This is a genomic window from Rhodococcus sp. EPR-134 (assembly GCF_001647205.1).
In the GTDB taxonomy this organism is placed as follows: Bacteria; Actinomycetota; Actinomycetes; order Mycobacteriales; family Mycobacteriaceae; genus Rhodococcus_F; species Rhodococcus_F qingshengii.
Genome location: NZ_LVCT01000191.1, coordinates 1 through 15,877, shown reverse-complemented (window position 1 = coordinate 15,877; position 15,877 = coordinate 1). Strand labels below are relative to the sequence as shown.

At 63.9% G+C, this 15,877-nt stretch carries 17 protein-coding genes and 1 pseudogene; 9 read left to right on the top strand and 9 right to left on the bottom strand.

Features of this window, described 5'->3' with window-relative positions; genetic code table 11:
* From A2J01_RS35020 to A2J01_RS08595, 5 genes are all read right to left on the bottom strand, one after another.
* On the bottom strand, positions 1–176 hold a 176-nt coding region (locus tag A2J01_RS35020; RefSeq protein ID WP_156519217.1), incomplete at its 3' end, for an iron-sulfur cluster assembly protein.
* 24 nt (positions 177–200) lie between these two features.
* Positions 201–1,064 (bottom strand): lytic transglycosylase domain-containing protein, encoded by an 864-nt coding sequence (locus tag A2J01_RS08610; RefSeq protein ID WP_003945171.1) that lies wholly within the window; start codon positions 1,062–1,064, stop codon positions 201–203.
* Positions 1,065–1,209: 145 nt separating this feature from the next.
* Positions 1,210–2,679, bottom strand: a complete 1,470-nt coding sequence (locus tag A2J01_RS08605) for a lytic transglycosylase domain-containing protein (RefSeq protein ID WP_231915742.1) — start codon at positions 2,677–2,679, stop codon at positions 1,210–1,212.
* A gap of 75 nt (positions 2,680–2,754) precedes the next feature.
* The gene (locus tag A2J01_RS08600) at positions 2,755–3,297 is read right to left on the bottom strand and encodes a DUF1003 domain-containing protein (RefSeq protein WP_003945067.1); all 543 of its coding nucleotides are present in this window, start codon (positions 3,295–3,297) and stop codon (positions 2,755–2,757) included.
* Complete coding sequence (locus A2J01_RS08595; protein WP_003945077.1) at positions 3,294–4,580, bottom strand: magnesium transporter MgtE N-terminal domain-containing protein; 1,287 nt, start codon at positions 4,578–4,580, stop codon at positions 3,294–3,296. The genes A2J01_RS08600 and A2J01_RS08595 overlap by 4 nt, the downstream gene beginning before the upstream one ends.
* 72 nt (positions 4,581–4,652) lie before the next feature.
* Here A2J01_RS08595 and A2J01_RS08590 point away from each other — a divergent pair, with 72 nt between their 5' ends.
* The 6 genes from A2J01_RS08590 (at position 4,653) to A2J01_RS08565 (ending at position 10,774) form a co-directional block, all read left to right on the top strand.
* On the top strand, positions 4,653–5,615 hold the full coding sequence (locus A2J01_RS08590) for an HpcH/HpaI aldolase/citrate lyase family protein (RefSeq protein ID WP_054826602.1): 963 nt from the start codon (positions 4,653–4,655) through the stop codon (positions 5,613–5,615).
* Positions 5,616–5,722: 107 nt separating this feature from the next.
* Positions 5,723–6,217, top strand: coding sequence for a general stress protein (locus A2J01_RS08585; RefSeq protein WP_003945065.1), 495 nt, complete (start codon positions 5,723–5,725; stop codon positions 6,215–6,217).
* Between the two features lie 251 nt (positions 6,218–6,468).
* On the top strand, positions 6,469–7,806 hold the full coding sequence (locus A2J01_RS08580; protein WP_064112526.1) for an ABC transporter substrate-binding protein: 1,338 nt from the start codon (positions 6,469–6,471) through the stop codon (positions 7,804–7,806).
* An 80-nt stretch (positions 7,807–7,886) separates the two neighbouring features.
* A complete protein-coding gene (locus A2J01_RS08575) occupies positions 7,887–8,768 on the top strand; it encodes a carbohydrate ABC transporter permease (RefSeq protein WP_044480569.1) in 882 nt (293 codons plus the stop codon).
* A 1-nt stretch (position 8,769) separates the two neighbouring features.
* Complete coding sequence (locus A2J01_RS08570; RefSeq protein ID WP_003945075.1) at positions 8,770–9,600, top strand: carbohydrate ABC transporter permease; 831 nt, start codon at positions 8,770–8,772, stop codon at positions 9,598–9,600.
* A gap of 4 nt (positions 9,601–9,604) precedes the next feature.
* Positions 9,605–10,774, top strand: a complete 1,170-nt coding sequence (locus A2J01_RS08565) for an ABC transporter ATP-binding protein (protein ID WP_003945069.1) — start codon at positions 9,605–9,607, stop codon at positions 10,772–10,774.
* A 3-nt stretch (positions 10,775–10,777) separates the two neighbouring features.
* Here the strand turns inward: A2J01_RS08565 and A2J01_RS08560 are convergent, their stop codons facing one another.
* Entirely contained in the window at positions 10,778–11,014 is a 237-nt protein-coding gene (locus tag A2J01_RS08560; protein ID WP_231915741.1) for a hypothetical protein, read from the bottom strand.
* 126 nt (positions 11,015–11,140) lie between these two features.
* Here A2J01_RS08560 and A2J01_RS08555 point away from each other — a divergent pair, with 126 nt between their 5' ends.
* Together A2J01_RS08555 and A2J01_RS08550 are read left to right on the top strand one after the other, a co-directional pair.
* Positions 11,141–12,406, top strand: coding sequence for a sensor histidine kinase (locus tag A2J01_RS08555; protein ID WP_064112524.1), 1,266 nt, complete (start codon positions 11,141–11,143; stop codon positions 12,404–12,406).
* Between the two features lie 10 nt (positions 12,407–12,416).
* Positions 12,417–13,523, top strand: a complete 1,107-nt coding sequence (locus A2J01_RS08550; protein ID WP_064112522.1) for a winged helix DNA-binding domain-containing protein — start codon at positions 12,417–12,419, stop codon at positions 13,521–13,523.
* Here A2J01_RS08550 and A2J01_RS08545 read toward each other — a convergent pair.
* On the bottom strand, positions 13,516–14,379 hold the full coding sequence (locus A2J01_RS08545; RefSeq protein ID WP_003945080.1) for a hypothetical protein: 864 nt from the start codon (positions 14,377–14,379) through the stop codon (positions 13,516–13,518). The genes A2J01_RS08550 and A2J01_RS08545 overlap by 8 nt on opposite strands.
* Positions 14,369–15,067, bottom strand: coding sequence for a metallophosphoesterase family protein (locus A2J01_RS08540; RefSeq protein ID WP_042450375.1), 699 nt, complete (start codon positions 15,065–15,067; stop codon positions 14,369–14,371). Before A2J01_RS08540 ends, A2J01_RS08545 begins: the two co-directional genes overlap by 11 nt.
* A 71-nt stretch (positions 15,068–15,138) precedes the next feature.
* On the opposite strand from A2J01_RS08540, the gene A2J01_RS08535 reads away from it, so the two are divergent.
* Positions 15,139–15,723, top strand: coding sequence for a suppressor of fused domain protein (locus A2J01_RS08535; protein ID WP_007736116.1), 585 nt, complete (start codon positions 15,139–15,141; stop codon positions 15,721–15,723).
* Positions 15,724–15,748: 25 nt separating this feature from the next.
* Here A2J01_RS08535 and A2J01_RS37425 read toward each other — a convergent pair.
* Positions 15,749–15,877 (bottom strand): annotated as a pseudogene (locus A2J01_RS37425) (SRPBCC family protein); the annotation flags it as partial.

Here is a 15,877-nt window from a genome sequence, read left to right as displayed (position 1 = left end):
ATCTCGGTGCGCATCGGGCAGCCGGCGGTCGTGAGATAGATGCCGATGTCGACGCTGTTGTCACTGGAGAGGGAGATCCCCTTGACCATCCCCAGTTCGGTGATGGGTTTGCGGATCTCTGGGTCCAGAACTCGCGCGAGCGCGGAGCGAACGTCGGACTCGGTCAGTACAGACATGACTCCATGGTAAGTCCAGGTAGGTCAGTGGATGCGCGGCAGGTCCGATGCGGCGGGCACGATGCCGGTGGAGTACCCGAGCGACCAGGCCAGAACGTTGGCGACGTAGGCGGCCGAGTTGTTGTAGCGGTGGATCGCGGAGGCAACCTGCGTGACGTCCTGCATGTTGAGTCCGCCGTCGCACAGGTACTTGCCGGTGGTCAGTGCGGAGTCGAAAAGGTTCTGCGGGTCGGCGATTCCGTCACCGTTGCCGTCACCGGCGTATTGGTTCCACGTGGACGGGATGAACTGCATCGGGCCGACTGCGCGGTCGTAGACGGTGTCGCCGTCGAGGGCGCCGCCGTCGGTGTCCATGATGACGGCCTGGCCGGGGAGGCTGCCGTTGAGTGGCAGGCCGATCACGGGCTTGTAGAGGTTGCCGTTCGCGTCGGCGTCCTTGCCGTCGTTGGCGTGGCCGGATTCGACGCGGCCGATACCGGCGAGGAGCGTCCAGTGCATGTTGCAGTTGGGCTTCTCGACAGCGAGGATTCGCTCGGCGTTCTGGTAGGCGGCGACGCTCACGCTCGGGATTCCGAGTGCGCCCTCGGCCATCGAGGCGGGGAGCGGGGGAGTGGCCTGCACGGGAGCCAGCGGCGCGGGTTCCGGCGCGGGGGCGGGAGCCGGCTCGGCGATTGCTTCGACGGCGGGCAGAATCTGCGCCTGCGGTTCCTGCGTGGCTTGTGCGGCGGTGTCCACCGTTTCGGCGGAGCTGGTGTTGAAGAACGGGACCTTGGGAGCGGCGCCGGCCGTGTTGGCTGCGGTGACGAGTCCGATAGGGATGAGTCCGGTGAGCGCGATGACCGAATTTCGACGGATGTGCGAATCTGTCTTCTTGCTGTGCCGACCCACTGTTTATGCCTCCTGAACCTCCGCGAGGAGGTTTTCCGTTCAACTGACGGAGTCGAGGCTACCTGATTTGTTGCGTTTCCGTTATTCAACCGTGATCTAGAAGGGCAGTTTGGGGCATATGCACTGTTCTTTCGTGATATTTCGGTTACAGAGCGGGCATGCCGGGCAGGCCCGGGAAGAACGGCACGAATGCCGGAGCCGGGGCCGGAGCGGGCTCCGGTGTGGGTGCGGGTGCCGGTGCCGGTGCGGGCTCCGGAGAGGGGGCGGCGGGTGGAGAGGATTCCGCGGGAGCCGCGTCGGTGGTGGCGGGTGCCGTGGCGGCCACTGCCATGCCCGGGATCGTGCACGGCAGAAGGATGCCGTCCTGCAAGGCGTCGAGGGCTGCGGGGTCCGGAAGGATCACACACATGTCGTCGGGCCAGCGCCATCCCTCGGCCGTCAGAATCGGCCACACGAGACCCCGTGAGGTGAGGACGGGGAGCGGGATGATCTGACCGGGAGCTGCGTTCCGGGCGGCGTTGGGTCCCGGAGCTGGGCTGGTCGGCATGACGCCCGGCGGGATCAGTGCCTGGATCTCGGGTGAGAGTGCAGGCATGTCCGGCAGACCCGGGAAGAGGGGAGTGGTGGTCGGGGTCGGCGTCGTCGACGCTGATTCCTTGTCGCCGGCCGCCGGATCGGTAGCCGCAGCCGCGGCGAGTACGGCCGAAGCGGCGGAGTCTGCCGAGGCGGCGGCGTTGATCGCGGAGCTGCCGGTGTTGATGCCCGAGGTGTACGGCAGCTGACCGGAAGGAATGACACCGTTCTTGTACGCCGTCGACCACATGATCACGTTTGCTGCGTAAGCGGCCGAGTTGTTGTATCGCAGAACAGCTTTGGTCTCCTGGGCGACATCGCGCAGGTTGAGTCCGCCGCTGCAGAGGTACTTCGCTGCCGAGAGTGCCGCATCGAAGACGTTGTTGGGGTCCTTGATTCCGTCCCCGTTGCCGTCGCTGGCATATCCGGCCCAGGTGGCCGGAATGAACTGCATCGGCCCGACGGCGCGGTCGTGAGTGGGGTCGCCGTCGATTGCGCCCTTGTCGGTGTCCCGAATGACTTCGTTGCCTGCCAGCCGTCCGTCGAGGACGGGGCCGAGGATCGGGGTGACCGTCGTACCCACCGAGGTCGTCTTGCCGCCGTTGGCGTGACCGGATTCGATGCGTCCGATGCCGGCCAGAAGATGCCAGGGGATTCCGCATCCCGGTGCCTCGGTCATCATCACCAGCTCCGCGGAGCGGTACGCGTTCAGGACGATCTCGGGGATGCCCAGAGAGGTGAGGACGACGGCCGCAGCGTTGGGCGCTGCCGGGGCGCCGGCGACCGTATCGCTGGGCGGGGCCGATCTTTGCGTTCGGACCGTGCGGGGCGTCGGGAGGAAGTCGACAGAGTCCGGCTGCGCAATCGAGGCGGAGCCCGCCAGTGCGATCGGAACCTGTGACCCTCCGGTCGGTGCGCTTCCGGCAGTGAGGGCTGCTGGACCTGTGACGACGAGCAGTCCCCCCACCAGTGTGGATGCTGCAATCATTCCGCGTACTCGCACGATTCCCCTTTGCTGGCGCTCCCGCTCCGGAGTACCCACCGTGATATCCATATTGCTGTGACTTACGTTACATATCGGTCACGGTGCGTGCAGCAAAACTCAGCGAACGCTCAGCTAGTTGTGACTTTGTTTCGCAGTATTCGAGTCCCGGTGCTTCTTCTTCGGGGTCGGTTCGCCGTCGGCAGCAAGGATCGACTTGATCTCCTCGAGCTCCCGTCGCAGGTAGTCGCGGGTGGCAACCTCGCCGACGGCGATACGCAGAGCTGCGAGTTCTCGGGCGAGGAATTCGGTATCCGCCTTGGTTTGCTCGGCGCGTGAGCGGTCCTCCTCGAGCGAGACCCGGTCGCGGTTCTCCTGACGGTTCTGGGCCAGCAGGATCAGCGGCGCCGCGTAGGCGGCCTGGGTGGAGAAGGCCAGGTTGAGCAGGATGAACGGGTACGGGTCCCACTGCAGGGCCACCGCGAACACGTTGATCAGGATCCAGACGATCACGATGATCGTCTGGATTGCGAGATAACGCCCGGTGCCGAGGAAGCGGGCGATGCGTTCACTGACGCGCCCGACAGCTTCGACGTCGAAATCGAGATTGAACCGGCGGCTTCCGCGGGGCGTTTCCAGTCGTTGCCGTGCGGTCGTGCTCGACGCCCGTTCGCTCATCGGAGTAGTTCCTCGTCGTCGGAGTAATCCTCACGCCAGTCTTCCGGCAGGAGGTGATCGAGCACGTCGTCGACCGTCACCGCCCCGATCAGGTGGTTCTCGTCGTCCACGACCGGCCCGCATACCAAGTTGTACGTCGCGAAATATCGGGTGACCGACGCCAACGAGTCGTCCGGGGCCAACCGGGGCATGTCGGTGTCGAGTAGTCCGCCTACCAGGCTGGCGGGAGGCTCGCGGAGAAGCTTCTGCAGGTGGACGCAGCCGAGATACCGCCCGGTCGGAGTCGCCGTCGGCGGACGTACGACGAAGACCATGCTCGACAGCGCCGGGGTCACGTCGTAGTTGCGGGCGCGGGCAAGGGCCTCCGCGACCGTCGTCGAGGCCGTCAGTACCACCGGTTCGGGCGTCATCAGACCACCGGCAGTGTCCGGGGAATGCTCGAGCAGGCGTCGAACAGGTTCGGAATCCTGCGGGTCCATCAACTGAAGCAGTGACTCGGCCTCGGTTTCGGGCAGCTCGCCCAACAGGTCGGCGGCGTCGTCGGGATCCATCGCTTCGAGTAGATCGGCGGCACGTTCGACTTCCAGGTGCATCAGCAGATCGGTCTGGTCGTCCGCCGGCAGTTCCTGCACGACGTCGGCGAGGCGTTCGTCGTCGAGCGCCACGGCCAGTTCGTGGCGGCGCTTCTCCGGCAGTTCGCGCATGGCGTTGGCCACATCGGCGGGTCGCATGCCTTCGTACTGGAGAAGCAGGTGAGCTACGCCCTGGCCGGGGAGTGAGAGATCGCTCTGGGTGAGGCCGGCGACGTGCTGCCAGTCGACGATGTGAATCGCCGCGCGTCGACCGAGGCGTCCGCGATGGCCGCGAACCGCGACCTTGGAGACCACCCAGTCTCGCGTCCGCGTCGATTCGATTCCGAGATCGACGACTATCGTGTCGACGCCGTGAAGCTCCTCGAGTTCCGGGTCGTCCACGCGCACATGCGAATCGAGTACCTGCGCCAGAGCGAGCACTTCGCCCGGGCGCTGGTTGAAGCGCCGCAGACTGACGTTACCGGTGGTGAGGGTGACTGCACTCGGTTCGATTGCTGTCACACGCAACATCGGAACGAAAATGCGTTTGCGCGTGAACATTTCGATCACCAGACCGAGAACGCGGGGTTGCTGGCGTCCGATGCGGACCGTGATGACGACGTCGCGCACACGACCGATCGATTCGCCGTCCGGGCCGAGTACAACCAGGCCGGCAAGCCTGGCTGCAAATACCTTGCCTGCTGCTGCCATGATTGCAAGGCTAATTCGTCCAGCGTCAAAATCTGCAACGGCGCCACCGAAAATCGAGAAGGGCAGTCCGCAATGACTTCACGCAACCGTTCCCGTCGATCGGTATTGGCAGTTCCCGGCAGCAGTCGGAAGATGATCGACAAGGCGAAGGGATTGCCCGCCGACGAGATCTTTCTCGACCTCGAAGATGCGGTGGCGCCGCTGGCGAAGCAGGCGGCCAGGGAGTCGATCGGCGACGCGTTGGCCGAGGACGGGTGGGGCAAACAGGTCAAGGTCGTCCGGGTCAACGACTGGACCACCGAATGGACGTATGCCGACGTCGTGGAGGTGGTGGGCCGCGCCGGAGCGCATCTGGACGCCATTCTGCTGCCCAAGGTTCCCGATGCGAGTCACGTCCAGGCGCTCGATTTGTTGTTGACGCAGGTCGAGAAGGCCAACGGTCTCGAGGTCGGCAAGATCGGGATCGAACCGCAGATCGAGAACGCGATCGGCTTGACCAACATCGACGCGATCGCCACCGCGAGTCCCCGCGTCGAGGCGCTCGTGTTCGGCCCGGCCGACTTCATGGCGAGCTTGAACATGCGAACTCTGGTCGTCGGTGAGCAACCGGACGGCTACGACCGCGGTGACGCGTATCACCACATCCTGATGACCATCTTGATGGCCGCGCGGGCGCACGGCGTCCAGGCCATCGACGGGCCGTACCTGCAGATCCGCGACGTCGAGGCTTTCACTCGGTCGGCTGCGCGAACGGCAGCGCTCGGTTTCGACGGCAAGTGGGTTCTGCACCCCACGCAGATCGAGGCGGCCAACGAGGTGTTCAGTCCGCGCCAATCCGATTACGACCGTGCGGAACTCATCTTGGACGCGTACGCGTTCCACACCTCGGCTGCCGGGGGAGGGCGGGGCGCGGTCATGCTCGGCGACGAGATGATCGACGAGGCGAGTCGCAAGATGGCACTGGTGATTTCGGCCAAGGGTCGCGCCGCGGGGATGGCGCGCACGTCGGAATTCACGCCGCCCGAACACGCCTGACGCTCGCATAGCCGAACGAATCAGGTCTGTAAAGGGCACAATAGGGGGTAGATGTACTTGCGTCATCCGCGTGGATGACGTGCCCGAAAAGAGGAGCGCAGCCAGCCATGTCCAATCCGCTCGGTCAATCGTCGAATGGGTCGCGCCGTGGAGCGTTGCCGACACCGCCTTCGGGATGGCCCATCGGGTCGTACCCCACCTACGCCGAGGCGCAGCGCGCAGTCGATTACCTCTCCGATCAGGAATTCCCGGTTCAGGACGTCACGATCGTCGGCGTGAACCTGATGCAGGTCGAGCGAGTTCTCGGTCGGTTGACGTGGGCCAAGGTGATCGGTGGCGGCATCGTCTCCGGTGCTTGGCTCGGTGTCTTCTTCGGCCTGGTGCTCGGAATCGTCACCGGTGGTTTCCTCGCTCCGCTGATCGCGGGCATCGTGGGCGGCATCATCTTCGGTGTCATCTCCACGACGATTCCGTACGCCGCGACGCGTGGGCAGCGGGACTTCGCCTCGACGATGCAGTTGGTCGCCGGACGTTACGACGTACTGTGTGAGCCCAAGACGGCGGAGTCGGCGCGCGACCTGCTCGCCAAGCTCGCCATCTGACATTCTCGCTCGGGCTGCCAACTTGTGTGATCTCGGTTACTTTATGTACACGCGGGCGAGGTAGTACTCGCTTCCCGTGACCGTTTGCCGGACAAGGAAATAGGTCCCTTCTCCGGCAAAAGTGCCGATGTGTGGTGCGTCGGCCAGCCGTAACGACTGCGCCGTCTCGCCGCCCGAGGAGGACGGCTGTGCAGAACAAGAGATCGCGGGCGGGGCAGAACGAGAGATCGCGGGCGGGACAGAAGAAGAAATTGCGGGCGGGGCTGCTCGGCGCGGCAACATTGTTGTTGGCGCCCTTGCTCAGTGCGTGCGGATCGGACAATGACGACGGCGTGGTGCTGTCCTTCTACACCGCTGCCGACGGCGCCGAGCAGTATGCGGAGGCCGCCGCGAATTGTTCGGCGGCGTCGAACGGCGCGTACCGGGTCGAGCAGAAAACTCTGCCCAAGGGTGCCGACGACCAGCGACTTCAGTTGGCCCGGCGTCTGACCGGCAATGACAAGTCACTCGATCTGATGACGCTCGACGTGGTGTGGACTGCCGAATTCGCCGAAGCGGGATGGGCATTGCCGCTTCCTGACGACGTGGCGGCCGAGGTCAGCAACGGGACGCTCGAGGGTCCGCTGGAGTCGGCGAAGTGGCAGGACCAGCTCTATGCGGCGCCATTGAACACCAACACCCAATTGCTCTGGTATCGAAAGGATTTGATGCCGGACGGGCAACCGCCCCAAACCTGGGATCAGATGATCGACATCTCCGAAGGCCTGGCCGCGGAGGGGCGCCCCAGCTGGATCGGTGTGCAGGGCAAGCAGTACGAAGGATTGATGGTCTGGTTCAACACCCTTCTCGCCAGTGCCGGCGGATCGGTGGTGGGGCCGGACGGAACAACCGTGACGGTGGCCGACGGTGATGCTGCCCAACAGGCGCTGACCGTCATGAAGCGCGTCGCTACCGCGAAGGGTGCGGATCCCTCGATCTCGCAGGGGGATGAAGCGTCGTCGCGACTGGGTATGGAGAGCGGCAAATCTGCCTTCCAGGTCAACTGGCCGTTCGTGCTGCCCGGCATCATGGAGAACGCCGAGAAGGGCGATCTGCCGTACATCGACGACAAGGGCAACGTCACCAGTGAGAACACCGGAAACACGGTGCTCACGGTGAACGGAGAACGGAATTTCCTTGCCGCTCCGTATCCCTCGGTGATCGAGGGTAAGCCGGCCGAGGTCACGATCGGCGGCTTCAACGTAGCGGTGGCCAAGACCAGCCGGCATCCGGACCTCGCGTTCGAGGCGCTCACCTGTCTGCGTAACGAGGAGAATCAGCGCAACAACGCGGTAGCCGGTGGCGTTCCGCCGACTCTCGAGAGCCTGTACGACGACCCGGCGTTCCAGGAGGCGTACCCGGCGTGGCGTGAGGTTCGCGACAGCCTGGACACCGCTTCGGTTCGTCCGGTTTCTCCTGCCTATCAGAGTATTTCGACGCGCATCACTGCCACGCTGAACCCTGTGGGAAACATCGATCCGGAATCGACCGTGAACGATCTTGCCGAGCAGGTACGCAAGGCAGTCAATTCCGAGGGGCTGATTCCGTGACGATCGACAGCGAAAATTCGGGAGCTGCACCAACAGTCGCGACGGCGTCGCCGGAGCCGAAGCACTCCGCGAAGTCGAAGATGTCGGACGGAAAGGCGGCCGAGCGTCGCCTCGGTCTCTGGCTGGTGGCCCCGGCCGCGATTCTCATGATCGCGGTGACCGCATATCCGGTGGTCTACGCCGTTTGGCTGAGTTTGCAGCGCTACGACCTGCGCTTCCCGGATCAACGAAAGTTCGTGTGGTTCGACAACTACGTGTCGGTGCTGACCGACGGTTACTGGTGGCAAGCGTTCGCGGTGACGACGTCGATCACGGTTGTCTCGGTCGTCATCGAGTTCGTTCTCGGACTGACCATCGCACTGGTGATGCACCGAACGATCGTGGGTAAGGGGCTCGTCCGCACCGTTGTGCTCATCCCGTACGGCATCGTCACCGTCGCGGCGGCATACAGCTGGTACTACGCGTGGACGCCGGGGACCGGCTACCTCGCCAATCTCCTGCCCGACGGCAGTGCGCCGCTCACCGACCAGATCCCGTCGCTCGCGATCATCGTCCTTGCCGAGGTGTGGAAGACGACGCCGTTCATGGCGCTGCTCCTGCTCGCCGGCCTGGCGCTCGTGCCCGACGACCTCCTCAAGGCGGCTCAGGTGGACGGCGCCGGTGCGTGGACCCGGTTGGTACGCATCATCCTTCCGCTGATGAAGCCCGCCATCCTCGTCGCTCTGCTGTTCCGCACACTCGACGCGTTCCGCATCTTCGACAACATCTACGTGCTGACGAAGGGAGCGAACGACACCGGGTCGGTGTCGATTCTGGGTTACGACAATCTGTTCAAGGCATTCAACTTGGGTATCGGATCCGCGATCAGCGTGCTGATCTTCGTGTGTGTGGCAGTGATCGCGTTCATCTTCATCAAACTTTTCGGTGCTTCGGCTCCCGGATCCGATACGGAAGGACGCTGACATGACCGTGACTCCCAGACTCAAGATCAGCTGGTCCGTCGTCAACCTTCTGGTCTTGCTGTACGCGTTGGTTCCCGTCCTGTGGATTGCGAGCCTGTCCTTCAAGCCCGCCGGAACCATCAAGGACGGCAAGTTCATTCCGGAGAAGTGGACCCTGGACAACTACCGAGGAATCTTCGACACCAGCGCCTTCACCAGTGCTCTGATCAACTCCATCGGCATCGGACTCATCTCGACGGTCATCGCCGTGGTGATCGGAACCATGGCTGCTTACGCGATTGCGCGCCTGGATTTTCCGGGCAAGAAGCTGCTGGTGGCTGTTGCCCTGCTGATCGCGATGTTCCCGCAGATTTCATTGGTGAGCCCGCTGTTCGACATCGAACGACGGCTCGGGCTCTTCGACACCTGGGCCGGACTCATCCTGCCGTACATCACCTTTGCGTTGCCGTTGGCGATCTACACGCTCTCTGCGTTCTTCAAAGAGATTCCTTGGGAACTCGAGAAGGCGGCTCAGATGGACGGCGCGACGCCGGGGCAGGCGTTCCGGAAGGTGGTGGCTCCACTGGCCGCGCCCGGCATCGTCACTGCGGGCATTCTGGTGTTCATCTTCTGCTGGAACGATCTGTTGTTCGCGATTTCGCTGACGTCGACCGAACGCTCCATCACCGCCCCTGCGGCCATCGCAAACTTCACCGGCGCTTCACAATTCGAGGAGCCCACCGGGTCGATCGCCGCGGCCGCCATGGTCATCACCATTCCGATCATCATCTTTGTTCTGTTCTTCCAACGTCGTATCGTGGCCGGGCTTACTTCCGGCGCAGTGAAGGGATAAGCCTGTGGCCGAGATCGTGCTGGACAAGGTGACCAAGCTGTACCCGGACGGAGCCAAGGCGGTCAGTGATGTCGACATCACCATCGCCGACGGAGAATTCATCATTCTCGTGGGCCCGTCCGGTTGTGGAAAATCCACGACTCTCAACATGATTGCCGGGCTGGAAGACATTTCGACCGGTGAGTTGCGGATCGCGGGTGAACGCGTCAACGAACGCGCCCCCAAGGACCGCGACATCGCGATGGTGTTCCAGTCGTATGCGCTGTATCCGCACATGACGGTGCGTCAGAACATCGCTTTCCCACTGACATTGGCGAAGATGTCCAAGGACGAGATCAACGCCAAGGTCGACGACGCTGCGCGGGTCCTCGACCTCACCCAGCATCTCGATCGCAAACCGGCGAACCTGTCGGGCGGTCAGCGTCAGCGTGTCGCGATGGGACGCGCAATCGTGCGCAGCCCGAAGGCGTTTCTCATGGACGAGCCGCTATCGAACCTGGACGCCAAACTGCGCGTGCAGATGAGGACGGAGATCGCCCGTCTGCAGCAGCGACTCGGTACGACAACGATTTACGTGACCCACGACCAGACCGAGGCGATGACGCTCGGCGATCGGGTAGTCGTGCTGCGCGGCGGAATCGTGCAACAGATCGGTGCGCCGCAGGAACTCTACGATCGACCGAACAATCTGTTCGTGGCGGGGTTCATCGGGTCCCCGTCCATGAACTTCTTCCCCGGACAGTTGACGGCCGACGGTGTGAGCACGCCGATCGGCGATGTTCGCCTGCCCGCGGCGGCGCAGTCGAAGATCTCGGGCAGCGGCTCGGGCAAGGACGTCGTGGTCGGTATCAGGCCGGAACATTTCGAGGACGTGGCGCTGGTCGATGCAGCGCAGAAGCCGCACGGTGGGACGTTCACCGTCGACGTCGACGTGCTGGAATCGATGGGTTCGGACAAGTACGCGTATTTCCTCGCTGGTGGCCCCGCCGTCAATTCTCGTGAACTCGAGGAACTCGCCGCCGATTCGGGAACGGCCGTCGCTGGTGGCGGTCAACTGGTTGCCAGGCTCTCGTCCGAGTCCACGGTGGCCCAGGGCAGGTCTGTCGATCTCTGGTTCGATCCCGCCAAGATCGCAGTGTTCGACGGCGGTACGGGAGCCAATCTGCTGCTGTGACCTTTACCCGGGCAAGGTGACCGAATACGTCGCGCCCCAGGGGAGCGGTACCTGTTCGGGGCCGGGCGCTGCGTCGGCCGGTTCGGGTAGGGGGACCAGGCGGCCGAATTGTTCGTGATGGGTGGAGGCCGGGGCGGCTTGCGCTGTCCCGGCGAACACGGCGATCGGCGCCGCTGCCAGGGCGCCGGCGACGGCAAATCGAGTGGCGATGCGGCGCTTGCTTGCTCGGGTCGAGATCATGAGCACTCCTGCGTGGTTTCGAGGTTCGGTGAATGCTGTGTCATTCACGATATTGCGGGTTGATTGTGAAATCTCGTGTGCGAAGCTCATTCACAGGGAACTGGGATGGGCGGCACAGGAGGACAGATGAACGAATCCTCGGTACGAACCGAGCACCTGCCCGGTGGCCCGGACCTCGAGCGGATCATGCGCGAACACGCCTACCGCGGTGCGTACCTCCAACTGACGGTGCGTGGCGCTCTGGTGCTGCTCATCGCCCTGACACTGATCTTCGTCCCGCCGATGAACGACGCGGGATGGTGTTTCGCGATTCTGGGCACCTATGCCCTCTGGTCGGCAGCCGTGGCGCTGTGGATCCACAAAGGCGGAACCGGCCCGGTGACGATGATCTGGCTCGGCTTGTTCGTCGACCTTGCCGTGCTCGCAACTCTGACATTGCTGACCGGTCTCGCGGCCGAGCAGAGTTGGACCGCCGACATCTTGAGTAACGGGCTCTTCGTCATTCCGGTTCTGGCGTGTACGCAACTGCGGACGGACGTGTGTGTCGGCGTCGTTGCCTGCACGATCGGGGTGTTCTTCGTTTCCAGCTGGGCAACGATGACTTCGAACTCCGAGCCGTGGCCGTCGATCCTGCTGAGCACCATGGCCTTGGCCGGAGTGGGCGCAGGCGCAATCGGACTGACTCGGATTCAAAGATCACGCGTGTTGACCATCGGACAACTCGTCGGGCATCGAACCAGCCTTCTGGCCGAACTCATGGGGCTCGAGCAGCGAGAGCGCACGGAACTGTCCGAGCAGTTGCACGACGGGGCGCTCCAGTACGTTCTCGCCGCGCGGATGGATCTCGACGAATTGGCAGACAGTGCGGAGCCTGTCGCTTTGGCGCGAGCCGGAAAAGCGCTCGGTGAAGCGACCACGCTGTTGAGATCGTCCGTCTCGGAACTGCATCCCACAGTTCTCGTCCACGTGGGCCTTGCCCGCGCGATCGGGGACCTCGCGCGCTCGGCGCAGGGACGCGGCGGAGTGGTGGTCGACGTCGACACTTCGGGCTGGAACGACGATCTACGCACGTCCGCGGACGAAGTCTTGTTCGGCGCCACCCGAGAGCTTCTGGGCAACGTCGTCAAACATGCCGGCGCGCAGAACGTCCGGATCGAGCTTGCACGACTGGACCACCGTGCGGTGCTCGTGGTCTCCGACGACGGTCGGGGGATCAGCGCCGATCGGATTGCCGAACGACGGGCTGCCGGGCACATCGGACTGCTCTCGCACGAACTGCGTGTGGTTGCCGCGGGTGGCTCGTTCTCGGTCGGACCGGGTGAAGAGTCCGGAACCCTCGCGCGAGTCGAGATACCGTTCGAGATCGTCACCGCCACTGACCACGATCGTTGAGGAGTTGTCGATGGCTGCACTGATCACCGATCGCGAGCTCAACCTGGCGACTCTGGCGCGGCAGTTCCTGCTGCGGAGGGCCGAGGTCAGTGCGTTGGATGCGATCGAGCACCTGGCAGGTCTGCAGGCCCAGGCGCCGAACCCGCCCTACCTGGCGCTGTGGGCGCGGCTGAAGAACTTTGCGGCAGAAGACCTCTCCACCCTTGTCGAGAAGCGCCAGGTGGTGCGGCTTGTTGCCATGCGGGGCACGGTCTTTGCTCTTTCGGCCGCGGATGCGGGTCCCTTCCGGGCCACGGTTCAGACGATCATGGAACGCGATCTCCACACCAACAGCACTCAGCGTGCTGCGCTCACCGGGTTGGATCTCGACGCGCTGGCGCGGGCGGGACGCGAATTGGTAGCGGACGGGCCGCTCACTCAGATGCAGATGAGACCGTTACTGGCAGAGCGCTTTCCCGGCCACGCGGCCGAGGGGCTGGCGCACGGCGTTCGAGGACTTCTGCCGATGGTGCAGGTCCCACCGCGAGGCCTGTGGGGACGATCCGGAGTACCGGCACTGACGACCTTGGAGAATTGGCTTGGCACGGAAGTGAGTTCATCGCCGGATCCGGATGCGATGGTGCTTCGTTATCTGGCAGCCTTCGGGCCCGCGAGTGTGAAAGATGCCCAAGCGTGGTCAGGGCTCACGAGACTCGCCGAAGTCTTCGAGAGGCTACGTCCCGGCTTGATCACCTTTGTCAACGCGAAAGGGGCCGAGGTGTTCGACCTGCCGGACGCGCCACGACCGACCTCCGGAACACCGCCGGTCAGAATCCTTGCTCCGTTCGACAACATCCTGCTCTCGCACGCCGACCGCTCGCGAATCATGGACGAGCAGTACCGAACTCGTGTCTTCACCGTCAACGGCATCATCAAGCCCGCCATCCTGGTGCGCGGAAAGGTGGTGGGATTCGCGACGGTGACGCCGGACAAGGAGACGGTCGAATTGGGCGCGACTCTGTTTGCGCAGCAACCGAAGACCGCGCTCGCATCCATCGAGAAGGAAGCGCGTGCGTTGCTGAAATTCATGCACCCGAAGATCCTGAACCGAGAGGTGCGGTTCGCTGTCGCTACGTAGCGGGCTTGTGCTTTCGCGGTGCTCGATCGCGTAGTTCGGCCACGATCTCGTCGTTCCACATGTGCCGCCGCACCAGTCGGTACCGCTCCCGGGCGATCCACAAGTAGGCCTCGGCGTCGGTGTGCTCGGGCAACATGTCGGCGCCCCGCAGCATTCGCACGACGGGCAGAAACTCCTCACCGAACCAGCGGCGGGCGACGGTGTCTCGGCCGAGGAACTCACCCTTTTCCTGCATGAGCCGAAAACCCCACGCCTCCACACACTCACTGAGTTCGGCGTACTCCCACGGGTCGGTGACCTGGACGGCTTCGCGTTGTGAACCCTGCAGCGGAACGCGGGTGAGGAAGAGTCGACGATGATCCTTGATGAGCAGATCAGCGCGCTGAGTGATGCCTTCCGGCGAGATACGCGTGATGATCTCGGTAACGTACGCGTCGATTGTCTTCTGGTGCATCGCACACGCAATGGACACTCGGTGGTGCCCGTCGATCACGAAATGCATGGAGCCGACGCGATACAACTGAACAGGTGGTACCGATTCGCCGCGTCGTTGCGCCACCGCAAGTCGCTCCCAACGAGCGCGCGAGTGAGTGGACGTCGGACGGAAGTACCTGTCGAAATCACCTGTGCGGTCGACACTTCCGACTATTGATTCGATGGTGACGACCTGCAGCCCCAGAGACTTCTCGCCGACCTTGCCCAGAGCTGCGACAACCTCGTCGAACGGCAGGATCGCGTTGACGTCGTCGGGTTCGCGTCGTAGCCAACTGACCAGACGGGCAACGTCGGCACGTCGACGCTGACGAGCGAAGTCGTTTTCCGCGTCGGCTGTGGGAAATCCGGTGTCACGAGCCATGTCGGCGCCTCACGATCGTCGGCGGAGTACCTGGGGAAATCTCCATCAGCGTGAAGCCGACGGTATTGAGCACGATAGTCCGGCCTACCTCCAGATCGAGAGGGGTTCGCCCGTGCGGGTGGATGTGTCCGTGGACCATCACCGTCGGATCGAGGTTGTGAATCAAAGGCGTGAAGCATTCGAACCCTCGATGTGGCCGATCCTCGGCGTCGCCGACACCGCGGGCGGGACTGTGGGTGAGCAGCACATCCACGCCCGCCCGGCCGCCGGGAAGCCGCGATTGCCAGGCGTTTCGCCAGGCGAGCGAGCGAGCGCGTCGGCTCTGCTGGCGCTCGGACCACTGATTGGGACCCGTGTTGTATCGGATGGAACCACCGAGGCCCGCGATCCGCAGACCGGCGACGGTCACGATGCGTCCGTCGGCGTTGACTGCGCCGGTAGGCCCTGGCCACTGCGCAGGCATCCCGGCCCGCGTCCAACCCGATCTCTTGTTCGAATATCCGGACAGATCGGCGTCGTGGTTTCCGGGAACGAACACGCAAGGCGCATTCAGTTGGTCAGACAGGTACTCCAGATACGCAAACGGCAGATCGCCCGCGCCCAGGATCACGTCGACTCCGAGTGAACGAACCTGACTGCTCCACAGGAATTCGACGGTCTCGTCGCTGACAGCGAGAACGGAGACCATTTCGACGACGCTACCGCCACCGCGAGGTATCTGCGCTGCGAACCTCGCGGGCACGGTGTTTAGATGGACGAGTGTCAGACAGCGTCGTATCTTCCGTCCGGGCCCATCTCGTCAGCAGCATCGAGGGGCCGGACCCCACCGCGGCCTCAGTGACGTTCCTCGGTGTCGAACCGCTGGACGTGCTGCGTTTCGAATCACCCGACGGCCTGGTCCGCTACGTCACACTGGGGTGCTCGCGTCATCCGATGGGCGACCCCAACGAACTGGTCGCAGACCCCACGCGCGGACCCCGCGCCGAGTTGGTACTCACGCTGCGCGGTGGCACCGGTGTGGCGTCAGGTGTGGCCAGGACGCTCGCGGTGCTGGCCGCGGCGCCGTCCGTCGAAGGCGTCGTGCTGCTCGAGGACGCACTGTTGGACCTGGGCGAGCCGCTGTGGAAGGACACTGCGTTCACGGCGGTGCTTCTCGGTGACAGCGGGATCGAAGACCTGACGCTGCCGGAGCCGTTCGACCCGGTGCGCTTCCTTGGTGTGGTCCCCCTGACCGGTACCGAAGCCGCCTGGGTGCGTCTGCGCGGCGCGGAGGCACTGAGGGAAGCATGGACCGAGGCGGGGATCGACATCCGCGATCCGCACCGTTCCGCTGCCTCGCTCTAGCTGCGCTGGCGCTTTGTCCGTCAGATCATTCGGCGTGCACGAGGATGTCCGCCAAGTTCTCGAGACTTACCCGAACCGTCCGTGAAAATGCTTTCGTGACGATCGGGTCGGCCATCTTGCCGAATACTCCTCCCAGGCCGCTTTCGCTGTCGAG

Coding starts and splice junctions, on each gene's coding strand:
- A2J01_RS08570 (WP_003945075.1), top strand. CDS start 8,770: ATGACCGTGACTCCCAGACTCAAGATCAGCTGGTCCGTCGTCAACCTT.
- A2J01_RS08555 (WP_064112524.1), top strand. CDS start 11,141: ATGAACGAATCCTCGGTACGAACCGAGCACCTGCCCGGTGGCCCGGAC.
- A2J01_RS08545 (WP_003945080.1), bottom strand. CDS start 14,379: ATGGCTCGTGACACCGGATTTCCCACAGCCGACGCGGAAAACGACTTC.
- A2J01_RS08595 (WP_003945077.1), bottom strand. CDS start 4,580: ATGGCAGCAGCAGGCAAGGTATTTGCAGCCAGGCTTGCCGGCCTGGTT.
- A2J01_RS08590 (WP_054826602.1), top strand. CDS start 4,653: ATGACTTCACGCAACCGTTCCCGTCGATCGGTATTGGCAGTTCCCGGC.
- A2J01_RS08560 (WP_231915741.1), bottom strand. CDS start 11,014: ATGATCTCGACCCGAGCAAGCAAGCGCCGCATCGCCACTCGATTTGCC.
- A2J01_RS08575 (WP_044480569.1), top strand. CDS start 7,887: ATGTCGGACGGAAAGGCGGCCGAGCGTCGCCTCGGTCTCTGGCTGGTG.
- A2J01_RS08600 (WP_003945067.1), bottom strand. CDS start 3,297: ATGAGCGAACGGGCGTCGAGCACGACCGCACGGCAACGACTGGAAACG.
- A2J01_RS08550 (WP_064112522.1), top strand. CDS start 12,417: ATGGCTGCACTGATCACCGATCGCGAGCTCAACCTGGCGACTCTGGCG.
- A2J01_RS08585 (WP_003945065.1), top strand. CDS start 5,723: ATGTCCAATCCGCTCGGTCAATCGTCGAATGGGTCGCGCCGTGGAGCG.
- A2J01_RS08540 (WP_042450375.1), bottom strand. CDS start 15,067: ATGGTCTCCGTTCTCGCTGTCAGCGACGAGACCGTCGAATTCCTGTGG.